Source organism: Klebsiella sp. K5-204, assembly GCF_030128585.1.
GTDB lineage: Bacteria > Pseudomonadota > Gammaproteobacteria > Enterobacterales > Enterobacteriaceae > Klebsiella > Klebsiella quasipneumoniae.
Genome location: NZ_JAKUZS010000020.1, coordinates 1 through 13,329, shown reverse-complemented (window position 1 = coordinate 13,329; position 13,329 = coordinate 1). Strand labels below are relative to the sequence as shown.

General features: G+C 44.6%; 11 protein-coding genes and 2 pseudogenes. 3 read left to right on the top strand and 10 right to left on the bottom strand.

The window, feature by feature from the left end; translation table 11 throughout:
- A partial coding sequence (locus tag MKR05_RS26290) for a hypothetical protein (protein WP_001549973.1) occupies positions 1 to 62 on the bottom strand: 62 nt, incomplete at its 3' end.
- Between the two features lie 67 nt (positions 63 to 129).
- Positions 130 to 2,358 (bottom strand): annotated as a pseudogene (locus MKR05_RS26285) (Tn3-like element Tn3 family transposase); the annotation flags it as partial.
- A 13-nt stretch (positions 2,359 to 2,371) separates the two neighbouring features.
- Here MKR05_RS26285 and MKR05_RS26280 point away from each other — a divergent pair.
- Positions 2,372 to 2,716: pseudogene (locus tag MKR05_RS26280) on the top strand (WbuC family cupin fold metalloprotein); the annotation flags it as partial.
- A gap of 46 nt (positions 2,717 to 2,762) precedes the next feature.
- Here MKR05_RS26280 and MKR05_RS26275 read toward each other — a convergent pair.
- From MKR05_RS26275 to MKR05_RS26240, 8 genes are all read right to left on the bottom strand, one after another.
- A complete protein-coding gene (locus MKR05_RS26275; RefSeq protein WP_000239590.1) occupies positions 2,763 to 3,638 on the bottom strand; it encodes an extended-spectrum class A beta-lactamase CTX-M-15 in 876 nt (291 codons plus the stop codon).
- Between the two features lie 255 nt (positions 3,639 to 3,893).
- Positions 3,894 to 5,156, bottom strand: a complete 1,263-nt coding sequence (locus MKR05_RS26270) for an IS1380-like element ISEcp1 family transposase (protein ID WP_284118964.1) — start codon at positions 5,154 to 5,156, stop codon at positions 3,894 to 3,896.
- Between the two features lie 342 nt (positions 5,157 to 5,498).
- Positions 5,499 to 6,146, bottom strand: coding sequence for an HAD family hydrolase (locus tag MKR05_RS26265; RefSeq protein ID WP_001100942.1), 648 nt, complete (start codon positions 6,144 to 6,146; stop codon positions 5,499 to 5,501).
- A gap of 584 nt (positions 6,147 to 6,730) precedes the next feature.
- On the bottom strand, positions 6,731 to 7,120 hold the full coding sequence (locus tag MKR05_RS26260; RefSeq protein WP_004181725.1) for a hypothetical protein: 390 nt from the start codon (positions 7,118 to 7,120) through the stop codon (positions 6,731 to 6,733).
- A 65-nt stretch (positions 7,121 to 7,185) separates the two neighbouring features.
- Positions 7,186 to 7,944 carry a hypothetical protein gene (locus MKR05_RS26255; RefSeq protein WP_016947102.1) on the bottom strand — a complete coding sequence of 253 codons (759 nt, stop codon included), beginning with the start codon at positions 7,942 to 7,944 and terminating at the stop codon, positions 7,186 to 7,188.
- Between the two features lie 233 nt (positions 7,945 to 8,177).
- The gene (locus MKR05_RS26250) at positions 8,178 to 8,909 is read right to left on the bottom strand and encodes a plasmid SOS inhibition protein A (protein ID WP_025368661.1); all 732 of its coding nucleotides are present in this window, start codon (positions 8,907 to 8,909) and stop codon (positions 8,178 to 8,180) included.
- A 259-nt stretch (positions 8,910 to 9,168) separates the two neighbouring features.
- Entirely contained in the window at positions 9,169 to 9,771 is a 603-nt protein-coding gene (locus tag MKR05_RS26245; RefSeq protein ID WP_058842871.1) for a hypothetical protein, read from the bottom strand.
- 992 nt (positions 9,772 to 10,763) lie between these two features.
- Positions 10,764 to 12,035, bottom strand: coding sequence for a DUF1173 family protein (locus tag MKR05_RS26240; RefSeq protein WP_004181719.1), 1,272 nt, complete (start codon positions 12,033 to 12,035; stop codon positions 10,764 to 10,766).
- Between the two features lie 182 nt (positions 12,036 to 12,217).
- Here MKR05_RS26240 and MKR05_RS26235 point away from each other — a divergent pair, with 182 nt between their 5' ends.
- Both MKR05_RS26235 and MKR05_RS26230 read left to right on the top strand, forming a co-directional pair.
- Complete coding sequence (locus tag MKR05_RS26235) at positions 12,218 to 12,667, top strand: thermonuclease family protein (protein WP_045372405.1); 450 nt, start codon at positions 12,218 to 12,220, stop codon at positions 12,665 to 12,667.
- A gap of 1 nt (position 12,668) precedes the next feature.
- The coding region (locus tag MKR05_RS26230; RefSeq protein ID WP_094965856.1) for an IS5 family transposase at positions 12,669 to 13,329 on the top strand (661 nt) is incomplete at its 3' end.

Here is a 13,329-nt window from a genome sequence, read left to right as displayed (position 1 = left end):
TACCAGCGTACGGCCCACAGAATGATGTCACGCTGAAAATGCCGGCCTTTGAATGGGTTCATGTGCAGCTCCATCAGCAAAAGGGGATGATAAGTTTATCACCACCGACTATTTGCAACAGTGCCCTATTTTTCGGGGATCTGATTGCCCTCTGGCAATATCATTCAGCACGCCATAGTCGGCATCATGGTCCATTCGCCAGAAAACCGAAGCACCGGCATCAGCCAGGCGTGGAGAAAACTGGTATCCCAGCAGCCAGAAAAGGCCAAAGACAAGTTCGCTGGCACCTGCTGTATCGGTCATAATTTCGGTTGGATTCAGCCCGGTCTCCTGTTCCAGAAGACCTTCCAGCACAAAGATAGAGTCCCTCAGCGTCCCCGGTATAACGATGCCATGAAAGCCGGAATACTGATCGGACACAAAGTTGTACCAGGTGATCCCTCTGTTATTACCAAAGTATTTGCGGTTCGGTCCGGCATTGATTGTTCTGACTGGCGTAACAAAGCGCATTCCATCTGCAGATGCCACTTCTCCTCCACCCCATATCTGTGCCAGTGGCAGCGTTGCCTGAAAATCAACCAGTCTGGCATTAGCGCTGGTGATAGTTTCAGCCCGCAGATAGTTCGCTTTTGTCCAGTTCAGCCGGTGTCGGGTCAGTGCAGGAACATTTGATCTGATCAGTGGTTCCAGACCGATATTGCAGGCTTCAGCCATCAGCACGGCGCTGATGCTGACGGGCAGATCATCAACTCTGGCACTGGCTTCACTAGCATGGAAAAACTCATCAGCAAATCCGGTATGGGCGTTAATTTCGAGCAGCAACTCCGTTAAATCCACCGGAGGGAGTAGATCACTGATCATTTTGCTCAGTCGTTTCAGACTGTCCGGCTCATCAAGACTGGCGAGGGGAGAAATTGTCAACCGGGGCTTCGGGCCAGAAACATCGAGTTCGACAGCCTCATTTTCGCAAAGACGTGCAGCAACCTGTCTGTAACGACTATCAAGCTGATGACCCAGAGATTTTATTGCTTCCTGCGGGTCTGTCGGGTGCCCCAAAGAACGATAAACCTTAATCCGGTTTGCCTGCCAGTCAGCACCCTGTAGTAATCTTGCACGAGGATCTCCCCACCGGTTACTGCCGGTAACGTAGACATCCCTCCGCCTCAGACTATCCTGCAGTTTACTGAGAAAGCAGAGCGTGTATCCCCTGCGGGTGATATGTTTTTCCTTGTTAATCACCAGCCGTTTCCATGACCGACTGATAATTTCCGTTGGTGCGTCGTCAAAAAACTGCCGCCGTGAGCTGAACTCCCGGCTGAGGTAGTCACAGGCATTCAGAGTGGTAACCCCGGCAGGTGCGGATGAAAATTTAACGGTATTCAGCAGATGGGGCAGGAAACGACGAACGCGCCCGTACTGCTCCACCATTTCTTCATGAAAATTATCGTCTGAGGGCCGGGCAATTTCACGGACAAGCGTGATGATTTCAGCCAGCTTTTGCCTTGGGATGTAGCTGAACACCTCAGCACGAATCGATTCGTCCGGTGTTTCTTCTTTCAGCAGGTACGAACATGCGCTGGCGAGCGCCAATGCAGATTTATCCAGATCCTTCAGCGAGCGGAGCCGTTTTTTCTGCCCAATCTTTCTGGCGTCACGGATGATAACGGCCAGCATGGCGTCCAGAACGTCCAATGCATCATCCAGCGCCAGCGTTTCCCATGCAAGGACAAAGGCAACCAGAACCGCCATCCTTTTCTGCGGTGACATCCTGGCAATATTGAACACCGAAGTCATACCAGCATAACGTGCGAGATTTTTCAGGCGCACAGCCGGGAGTGTACTCAGGTTTTCAGCATGCAGGCCAAAATCGTTCAGAGTTTTCCAGCGTTCAATTGCTTCATTAAACGCCGGACCACTGATGGTCACAGGGCCCTTTTTCAGTGATTCCAGTAAAGACAGGCGGCTGCAATCAGTTGGCCCCAGCAGCATCTCCAGCTGTGAACGCTGTTCGGCTGACGGTATCAGTGCCAGTTTGTTCCACAGGCGCAACGTCGCCTTTTCCCTTACCTCTGAAATCAACCGGGTCAGCGTAGTGGCTCCGGGGAGAATAATACGATGTTGCATAAGCCACCCTGTCGCCAGATCGAAAAGCAGGCCAGGACGTTCGTTGCTTATCCAGCTCCGGGTATATAAAAGACGGGTAAGGCGAAATGTCCAGGGCCAGGCAAATTCACGATACTGATAGTGCTGACGTATCAGCGCTGCATGCTCACGGCGGGTATTTTCCCTCTGACCGTATTCTGCAAGAACGGTGATATCACGAATCCCGAGCTGTCTGGCGGTAAAATGCCGGACGCCGGAAGGAATATGACCTGGGACCTACGTGCGCCCGCACCGACACCCTCACACCTTCGAGCTACTGTTGCCATTAAGGGGTCGTTTCGTGGTGCTGAATTTTGACGATCGGGGTACCGTCACCCATCGGGCGATATTGGGGGAAACCTGTACGGTGCTGGAGATGGCCGCAGGAACCTGGCATGCCGTGCTGTCGCTGGATACCGGTGGCATAATTTTTGAAGTAAAACACGGTGGCTATCAACCCGTGGCTGCCGATGACTATGCGCACTGGGCTCCAGCGGAAGGAGAACCAGGAACCACGGAGCTTATGGCCTGGTATGCGCAAGCGCAGGTGGGCGACAGCACTTTTGCCGTCTAAGGCGATAAACAAAAACGGAATGAGTTTCCCCATTCCGTTTCCGCTATTACAAACCGTCGGTGACGATTTTAGCCGCCGACGCTAATACATCGCGACGGCTTTCTGCCTTAGGTTGAGGCTGGGTGAAGTAAGTGACCAGAATCAGCGGCGCACGATCTTTTGGCCAGATCACCGCGATATCGTTGGTGGTGCCATAGCCACCGCTGCCGGTTTTATCCCCCACAACCCAGGAAGCAGGCAGTCCAGCCTGAATGCTCGCTGCACCGGTGGTATTGCCTTTCATCCATGTCACCAGCTGCGCCCGTTGGCTGTCGCCCAATGCTTTACCCAGCGTCAGATTCCGCAGAGTTTGCGCCATTGCCCGAGGTGAAGTGGTATCACGCGGATCGCCCGGAATGGCGGTGTTTAACGTCGGCTCGGTACGGTCGAGACGGAACGTTTCGTCTCCCAGCTGTCGGGCGAACGCGGTGACGCTAGCCGGGCCGCCAACGTGAGCAATCAGCTTATTCATCGCCACGTTATCGCTGTACTGTAGCGCGGCCGCGCTAAGCTCAGCCAGTGACATCGTCCCATTGACGTGCTTTTCCGCAATCGGATTATAGTTAACAAGGTCAGATTTTTTGATCTCAACTCGCTGATTTAACAGATTCGGTTCGCTTTCACTTTTCTTCAGCACCGCGGCCGCGGCCATCACTTTACTGGTGCTGCACATCGCAAAGCGCTCATCAGCACGATAAAGTATTTGCGAATTATCTGCTGTGTTAATCAATGCCACACCCAGTCTGCCTCCCGACTGCCGCTCTAATTCGGCAAGTTTTTGCTGTACGTCCGCCGTTTGCGCATACAGCGGCACACTTCCTAACAACAGCGTGACGGTTGCCGTCGCCATCAGCGTGAACTGGCGCAGTGATTTTTTAACCATGGGATTCCTTATTCTGGAAGATACGAAATAACAACAACATGAATAGTCCCTAAATTCCACGTGTGTTTTTTATTAGCTTCAAAAATCACTATTTCACGAAGAATTTAGACTGCTTCTCACACATTGTAACATTATTTACAACCACCTTTCAATCATTTTTGATAAATCATTGATTTCATCTTTGCTGCAATGATACTTAATAAACTCTGCAAGTTATCCACAGAGCAACACTCAATTTTATTGATGATATTCTTATTATACCAGACATTTTTCATACACTCCCTTGTACGGATAGTTTTCCGACAACTTCATGATTACATATCTTGCGGTTTTGATTATTTTTGCTGCAAGAAATACATACTTCAAACGAAAGGTCTTTATTTGCTGTCTGTATTCTGAAGAGTCCAAGGAATCAAACTTGAACAACAAAAATAGGTTATATGAAAGCATCATCATTTGAAACACGGCTTCATTCGCCCAAAATGACTTTAGCAAGAGATGACCCACCGCCATGTCGTATTTGGCTTCTTTGATATAGTTTTCAGCATTACCACGCTTTTCATAGTATATAACTACTTTTTCAGAAAGCAAGGTAGTATTTGTTACAAAGAAAAAGTAGTCGTATTCGGAACCTTCTAAAAGTGATAATTGTGCTCTTTCTTTTTCTGGTTTCAGTACGCGAGATACGACAAATCTTCTGTCTTTTTCCCATTTAACTAATTTTGTATACAGTTCTGTAGTTTCTCTACCTTCTTCTCCTTTAACGAATACAATTGATGAATTCGTTGCTTGTGAGGTGAGTGTAGAATAACTTTTGGCTTTAATTAAATATTTGCATCCAAGAGATTCTATCGTTTCGATAATTTTTTCATCAAAGTAGCCACTATCCATTCGAAATAAAATTTCTAAATCGTCTGATTTGATGTTAGCAACAATTTCTTTGATCATTTCCGCAGCACCGTTTGCAGTGTAAGTATTGCCACTTCTTACAAATCCGGTAACATATGCTTTTAATTCGTCGCAAAATGCAAATTGGATATTGTAGCATCGGTTTCCCAGTTTCTTAGGATTATATCCTTTTGACGCACCTTCTTGATGACCTTCTACGTTAGTTACACTACTATCAATATCAATCGTAATGGATGTCAATTTACTTTTAGTGAGCAGTTTTTTAAAGACTTTAAAATTAATGTCTCTAAACATTTGGGTTGTCTTGAAGTTGAAGTTTCCTAGAAACCGTGACACTGTTTCAGGTTCTTTTACGGAAATATCAAACTCGTTGACGAGGGGATCATTTTGAAGTAGCTTTAGACGTTCTAACTTATCAATGCCAATGAAGTGACCGCAGAGCATGGTCTTTATATGATTCATCTTGATTTTATTTGTTGAGTCATTATCAAATACGAGGTCATTTTCAATAAAATCAAAAATCCCATTGCTTTTTGCATTCTCAAGGAGCAGAAAAAGACCTGCATTTGATGTTAGATTCTTAGCTTTGAAATCAATTTTATTAATCATAATTAGAACCCCTTTTTACTACTTTTCTTACTATTATTTTACCATATATCGAGTCATAAAAGCTGATAATTTAACATATTTTTGAGCACTTTTCTTTCACCCAATGGGTGAAAGCTGAATTTCGAAGGAATGCATATTTATCAAGGCTTTGATTATGCTTTTTGAAGTACTGACGTAGAATCTAGGTAGGTATTCCAATGGTAACAGGTTGAAGCATACCTAATAGTCCGAGCTACCGATTTACCAGGATGCACTCTTTTTTTGACCAGTTACAGTGGTTAAATGTAGAATATATGTTGCCTTTATGTAAAGAAGAAATTACAGAACGATAAAGGGCAATTTTTATCTGATGATTAGCTTCGACGGAAGTTTACGACGGAAACCTTGATGGAAGTGACGCCAGTGAGGCTCAGTCGCTGCGGAAAGGAGTTCATAATCACCCCGCGTATCACCCCATGCCCGAAGATGATAGTCAGTCAGAGGTCCATATTCTTTTTCAAGCCGGATAATTTTCTGTGAGCACCTGCAATTATGACCACTGATTCTGCCAGTCAGAATGCCGTCTTTTGTCTCTAATTGTGTACCAATCAGTTTGATCCTAAGTTTTTCGGCAAAGGGTCTGAGTACAATTTCCGGCGACGCAGAACATAAGGTGACGATCGCGCCGGAAGTGACTTCATTCGCCACAGCAATCAAACCTGCCGGGCGCATGAGGCGATGCCAGTAGAGCTGACAGAATTCCTCTGCTTTAGAAGACACCCACTTTTCCTCAACACCAGTAAGAAAAGTTGTAATGAGCGTTTCTTTTAGCTCATCACGCGTCATCTGCTTACCCATACAGCGTAACGTGGGTAGAGCCATGCTGACGATACGTCGCGAAAACGCCCGATTGCCAAAGGCAAACCGCAGAAAAGGGATAAAGCTATCATGCCGCGTTAACGTACCGTCAAAATCAAATACAGAAAGCATGCGGGGCTGAATGACGTTCATCGTGATCTTATTCCGTTGGATAGTAGGTTACTTCTGCCAGCCGCTGCACTATACCACCAGGACGCGAATAACAGTAACTGCACGTGAGGTGCTAACATCCTTCTCGCGTCAAAATGAAGGGCAGGGGTCCAGGCACCTCCTGAGAAAAAAGTAACTTTTTCGTGATTGTGTGCTCAGTAAAATCTGATGCGGTAACCCCATACTCTGGATCGGCGGAGGGCAGTATATTACTGTTCCTTCACAAGTAATGAGTTCTGATCTCTGTAAGCATACCTGTCACATTCAGCACCCTGAAACCGTACCCCGGAACTGTCTGGTGTCAGGACAAGTCCACCTTGTGCAGCATGTACGTGGAGAAGCTTATCCCCACCCGACACATTCAGATGTAGTGCAGGCACGCCATGATTGATTTCCAGTAATACACCTAAGCAAAGCTGACCTGTATCGTCCGCCACCTCGATTGAGGTCTGGTTATCCAGATGGTAGGTGGCCGTATAAATTCTGCTATCCGCTTCATGGCAAACCGGTTCACCTTCAGGGATACGCCAGTCCGTCATTAGTTTAATAACAGGAGCACCGACAGATTATTTTTGTGCGGCCACAATAAGCAGAGATTGCAGGGCAGCTCTGTCAGAGTTTCGGATCGCCCTGTCGAGGATAGTTTCCTGTCCCTCGTCTGCCCAGGCTTCAACATGATAATTTGACCATACGTTACGTTCAGTCGAAGGCAGACGGTCATCGGGTTCAATGTGGAGTGTGGGGGTACACTCTATGTCTGAAAGATAGGGCTTTGCGACATCGCCATCCGTAATGCCGTTGACCCGTCCACCACAGTGATCAGCAATTACCCGCCCTATATCCAGCATGAAGGCCTGGTGCGCCTCACGGGAGTCAAGTTCACCCAGCAGTTCAGGTTTAATAAGAAGACCGGTTACGATTTCAGCCAGTTCATTGGGTAATATTTGCTTTGTCATAATGCCTCACAAAATAGACAGATCAGTACAGAAGAGTGGAGGGAGAATGCCCGGACCAAAGAAAATCACATGACGTTCAGGTACGATTTCATCACCCGGAACTCATCAGGAGTGATTGGTTTCATACTGGATTTTTTGATGGCAGAGCCAGAACTAAATTGTATCCCTCCTTCGGCATCTTTTTCCCCACCATCGCGATAGTTAAGCTGAATCTCATCATACCTATGCGCTGCATTAACGCTGTTCGGGCAACGCAATATAAACGATACTGGATATTCAAGCTCACCGACGACCTCTGTAAATTCACAAAAGAAGTAATTCATCTTCTCGGCGAAAGCGGTTCGTTCAGCCTCCAGAAAATTGTGTAGACCTGTCCACCGGATGAAATCCTTGCTCACGACACAGGCAGCGCCTCCAAACCCGTCAGGCCTTTTTAAGTTACTGCATGTAAAAGCAATTTTGAACTCTATCAATTCGTTCCTGTCAAATGCAATAAGTGCCGCCTGAGCAAACAGCGCACCATGTTCAGAATTGAAATCACCGAGATCACTGTTAATAAGAAAACCTTCTGGGCATTTTTCCCCATCAAAATGCCAGTCCAGGTCTTCAGGAATATCTGCAACATTTCTGAATGGATGGTTCAGGACACAGTGACGTACAATAATCTCCATTTCTGACAGGCCGTTTGTGTTATCACATGAAATTAGTTTTTGAATAAAACTATCATCCGGTTCAAACAATTCATTCATTGCCTCAAGTAATATATCAGCTTGAGTAGGATTTGCTTCGATAAGGCAAGCACATTCTGAATAATAGTCAGCCATGATAAACCTCATATCTGTTTAGAAGATTACGATCGATTATGAATAAGACCATCATACTAAACCAAACCGGCTCATCAAGGGGGTATTTCCACCGGAAGCAATAATAATTAAGGTCAGATTCATAAATTCTGGATAATAATAACCACCCCCTTAAATGGTACAAAAAAACCCTTGAAAACAGTGAGAAATATTGGGCTTGCAAAATTTAGTTTTTCTGATTGAAGCTTTGTATTCTATCCAGTTTTATATATAAGAGATAATGGTAGCGCTGAAAAACAGACGTTAAACTCCATAATTGTAATAGTGCTAAGAACATAATCAATCTCGTCCAGCAATTCAGCCAGTGTGTAACACCAAATATAGTCCTTTCTGTATGAAGTTATCCAGAATGATGACCACCATTCCTTAATCAGCAGGTAAATATGATTAGTTGTAAGTCCTTGTCCATGGGTATCGTTTCGCCACTCTTCTAACCAGCGTTTATGTTGACCTGGAACACAGAAAGACAAGTAAAGCCTGGATTTTGCAACGTTAATTTCAAGTTGATATTTCAATAGGTTAGATTCTTTCTTTGTCAGGCGCTCCACCCTTTGATCATGAATCCGGTCACGGTGTTCGCGGCGCTGAAAAACCCTGTTCTGTAACTCCGGGAACATGGAAACTGCCAGAGACCAGGAAAGAGGGAGAATAAAACACTCTCCACGAGATTCAATCAGAATATCGATAGCACGCAGGTATTCAACTTTAGTTGCTTCGCCACGAACAAATGGATCGTAACTCGAATCAACCTTTCTCAAGTCATTCGAGCTAATTTGCGATTTACCTGTAAGTTCTTTAAAAAAGGCTTTGACGTAGGCCAGTTCTCCTGTTTTCCGTCCCAAAGCTCTGCGATTCTCCACAGAAGCAATAGAAGCCATTGCACATCGCTGGAAAGGGTTAATCGGGACAAGCGTGGAAGATATCATTAATTACCATCCTTAGAGAATAGGAAGCACATAAAGACATATTATCAGTAATTATTTCACTTGCTAGTACCTATTTATATAATAGTGCTTATGAATAATATTCAAAAACATTTAATATTTTTCGGAGTCAACTTCAAACATGAGAAAGCAACTTTTAGCACACCCATAAACCGGAAGCATATAAAAACAGTGAGCAAAGGGAGGGTTAAAGCAATTACTAAGCCTTACATGAAAGGCTTAGTAAAGGAAATCAGGGATATTACTTAGTGATACAGCTTTCAACTAGTGAAGCAATGAATTTTCTTTCTGCATAACATCCTTTCATTGATTGCGGATCAAAAACAATATTATCAGCTTCGACATAGCGTAGCCTGTGGTATACAGACAAACGCGCTTCATTCCTTTTATGCTCTTCAAGTACCGGGGTGTAATCATGATCGGTCATTCCTATAACAAAGAAAGCACAAATGACAGATAGTCCAATGATAAAGAAGGGAGCATGTTCCAGGAAAGAAGACATTGTTTTAGATACGTTTACGTCAAAAATATCAACAACAGCATTACTGAATAAGGTAATAATTATAAGTAAAAACATTACACCGAAAACACAGGAAATCCGGAGGACCATTTTTGTGTTGTCAGGCTCAGCAGTAACTTCATCAGGTGGTGCAAAGACAGTAGAACGAGTCGTCTTCTGCATTTCCGAACCGGCATAACCTCCGCCTCCCAGAATAACAGAGTCTCCCGAAATGCCGCCCCCCAGTACTGAACCTGATCGTTCAGTAGTTGAAGTTTCCTTCAGATAAAGGGAGTGCAAAGGGATCCCGTCAGTTGGTGAATAATGAACTTTCATGATAGTCATAGTAAGGCTCCTGATTATTGATACTTTTATAGTACTGTGAGCCTGAGGACAATTTTTCCTTTAAAAGGGTGAAATCGCTATTTAACAATTTTTTTTACCGGGCACGAAAGGATAAAAACCGTAGTTGTCCTGCAAAAGCATCCAATTATGGAAAAACTATGAATGCAACATGTTGACGAGAAAATCTGATGGAAAAAGTTTACCTGTCTGGTATTGTCAGTAAAACCGGCAAAGGATTCAACTAACCAGGGGTGGTTTGTTGAATACGGAGCAGTAGCAGCCCCTTTGCCGGTTTGTCATCCTTTCATGCCTGCATCACTTTCCTTCCTGCTACCTGAAGACATCCACATACGATCTGCAATAAAGAAGCCCACATTTCGTTATGGGAGTGAACTACTTTTTTCACGAAAAGGGTCTCTCTGGGCGCACAATACGTGACACCGTCACTTTTAGATGTAAGTGATTTAATATCATTGGATATAGTCACAATGGTAAATGTCAATAGCGATAAAATAACAGAAATTGATTATAAAATTGATGCCTTTTAAATAAAACAAGGTTTCAATATGTCGATATAAAAACCAACAAAAAGCATGAATTCAGGAATAACCAGAAGTGTGCTCATTTTTCCATCGCTTCAAGAGGTATGCAACATCCTATTTACAGTTAGAATAATACCCTTTATTCCATGTGTTAGATTAATGTTATCACCCGAGGTGGGGGTAACCAGCTTCTAAATCAGTCCAAAAGTTACTTTTCTAGTGGTTTTTGTTCAGGTTGCGCTACGCGAAATCTGAAGAAAAACGGAGGGGTGAGTACGTCAGATTTCACGTAGCGCACGGCGACGAAAAGAAAATTTCGTATGATTTCTGGCCGGTTAATTGATCAAAATTGAAATCGCAGGATGAAGTACAACAGGGCTGAAGCCTTTTATGCCAGAAAAGTGCTGATAGTTATAATAGGGCCGAAGCCCTTACTGAAGCATTTTGGCGTTAACTGCAGCCCTTATCGGGCAAATGGGGTAGGGGGCCAGCCGGTGCAACCCATGATGCCCAACCATCCTTTCCATATCGTTCATTATAGTAACTTTCTTTGATCGCCTTACGCGCCAAATATGAAGCAGTATCCATACCAAATACCTCAATAGGAAATAGTTCATGCCCCCCAATATCCGTCAGACAAAAATCTGGGAAAACATCATTATTAGAAGCATCGTATCTCAGGGGTTTGATAAATGACCGCTCATGCTTATGAAGATAATTTAGCATGGTCAGCTCATAACTCGAGTCTGCCGGGATCCAGTTTTCATCAACATTCATCAATGCTATCTGAAGTGGTTTAAGATAGTATGTATCTTTCCCCTTAAATTTACCCAGATCACCTATAGCCATACAGATTACGTTACCTCCTGAACGCCAGTTTGCTATTTCAGAGCTGAATCTCTTCTCCAGTGATGCCCAATTCTCAGTATTCATCAGCACAACTGGAACACCTGAAAAAAACTTTATCGGAAGTCGTTTTGATGCATTCGAGTGTCTTTCAGGGTTATATTTAGATAGTACATTGAGGCATATCAGACGCTCTTTATTCATCAGCGCCTCTGATGTCATTTTTATGTTTTTTGTCTCTTGAGGTGTCGAAGGATATGCACCTGCAAGTAAATGCATGGACAGCGGATGTGATGCGACTTTAATTTTTTCCGCAGAGTGGGTTATAAGGTTGAACACCTTGCCAGGATTACGTTTCCCGGCCATTTTCGGATACCAACGATTCAGACCGCTGTCATCCCACAGGAACTGGAGAAGACCCAGCAATGACATGCTATTCTGAGAAACACCACCTGATTTATTCCTGTTATCTATCGGTACGATCGAGGTCGACTCCGAGTCAGATGAGGCTAATGCCACGTCTAACCTAATTCCGTAGCCTCCATCTTTAAGGTCTTTGACGACACCTTGTGTATAGCATTTTAGACCTGAATTGTCTTTATCAAGCGTAAAGAAAATACAGTCAGGTGAATGTTGACTACCTGTATTCGGGTACCGTGCCAGGAAATAAGTATCACCGCCTGAGTGATATTTTACGGCAAGTGATTTTTGTCCTTTACCTTTACAGGCACAGCTTACCTTCGCTTCTACCGAAGCATGCGCCCGTGACAAAACGGCGTACCAGCTCTTTTTAAATTCTTCTTTTGTCTGGAAGTCTCTTGAATACCTTTTACTGTCACCTCCATAAGATACAATCACATCATTAACAGTAGACATAAGCCCCCCTTAATTGATCTGAGCCGAGATGCGTTTTCATTCACCTCAGGTAATAATTTTCATATACATTGACACAATAGCATGTTGTTAATAAAGTAACCTATACATTGAAAGTAACTTTTCAAAATCGTTGTGATTTTCCCCTCAAATCACATTTAATGATTATCATCCAGAGACAACCAATGATAAACATCCGGACAACTAGATTATCCATTTTTCCACTGGCTGTTATCCTTTTATATTCCCCACTAACTTCAATTGCCAAAACTTTCTCGGCGAAAGTGGTGCGTGTTATTGATGGTGATACAGTCCAGGCTTATGACGGTGCAACAAATACAAGAATACGGCTCTATGGGATTGATGCCCCTGAAAGTAAGCAAGCCTTCGGGCAGAAGGCAAAGCAAACAATGATTCAGTTAGTAGCAAATCAGGTTGTTAATATTCAGGACCATGGGCAGGACGTCTATGGTCGTATGCTTGGCACAATCTATCTTAACAACAACGATGTTAACGCCATCATGGTCGCAAACGGTATGGCCTGGGCATATCGGTATCAGGGGAGGTTGATTGTTCCTGAATATGGACCTCTTGAACAAAACGCGGCTTTGTTGAATAAATCGAACTTTTGCTGAGTTGAAGGATCAGATCACGTATCTTCCCGACAACGCAGACCGTTCCGTGGCAAAGCAAAAGTTCAAAATCACCAACTGGCCCACCTACAATAAAGCCCTCATCAACCGTGGCTCCATAACTTTCTGGCTGGATGATGAAGCTATTCAGGCCTGGTATGAGTCAGCAACACCTTCTTCACGAGGCAGACCTCAGCGCTATTCTGACCTTGCCATCACGACTGTGCTGGTCATTAAACGCGTATTCAGGCTGACCCTGCGCGCTGCGCAGGGTTTTATTGATTCCATTTTTTCTCTGATGAACGTTCCGCTACGCTGCCCGGATTACAGCTGTGTCAGCAGGCGGGCAAAGTCGGTTAATGTCAGTTTCAAAACGCCCACCCGGGGTGAAATCGCACACCTGGTAATTGATTCCACCGGGCTGAAGGTCTTCGGTGAAGGCGAGTGGAAAGTCAAAAAGCATGGCCAGGAACGCCGCCGTATCTGGCGTAAGCTGCATCTCGCCGTTGAGAGTAAAACACATGAAATCATCTGCGCTGACCTGTCGCTGAACAATGTGACGGACTCAGAAGCCTTCCCGGGTCTTATCCGGCAGACTCACAGAAAAATCAGGGCAGCATCGGCAGACGGCGCTTACGACACCCGGCTCTGTCACGATGAACTGC

What these genes read in the sequence shown, in the direction of transcription:
- MKR05_RS26275 (WP_000239590.1), bottom strand. Translation starts at nt 3,638, where the DNA reads ATGGTTAAAAAATCACTGCGCCAGTTCACGCTGATGGCGACGGCAACC.
- MKR05_RS26270 (WP_284118964.1), bottom strand. Translation starts at nt 5,156, where the DNA reads ATGATTAATAAAATTGATTTCAAAGCTAAGAATCTAACATCAAATGCA.
- MKR05_RS26265 (WP_001100942.1), bottom strand. Translation starts at nt 6,146, where the DNA reads ATGAACGTCATTCAGCCCCGCATGCTTTCTGTATTTGATTTTGACGGT.
- MKR05_RS26260 (WP_004181725.1), bottom strand. Translation starts at nt 7,120, where the DNA reads ATGACAAAGCAAATATTACCCAATGAACTGGCTGAAATCGTAACCGGT.
- MKR05_RS26255 (WP_016947102.1), bottom strand. Translation starts at nt 7,944, where the DNA reads ATGGCTGACTATTATTCAGAATGTGCTTGCCTTATCGAAGCAAATCCT.
- MKR05_RS26250 (WP_025368661.1), bottom strand. Translation starts at nt 8,909, where the DNA reads ATGATATCTTCCACGCTTGTCCCGATTAACCCTTTCCAGCGATGTGCA.
- MKR05_RS26245 (WP_058842871.1), bottom strand. Translation starts at nt 9,771, where the DNA reads ATGACTATCATGAAAGTTCATTATTCACCAACTGACGGGATCCCTTTG.
- MKR05_RS26240 (WP_004181719.1), bottom strand. Translation starts at nt 12,035, where the DNA reads ATGTCTACTGTTAATGATGTGATTGTATCTTATGGAGGTGACAGTAAA.
- MKR05_RS26235 (WP_045372405.1), top strand. Translation starts at nt 12,218, where the DNA reads ATGATAAACATCCGGACAACTAGATTATCCATTTTTCCACTGGCTGTT.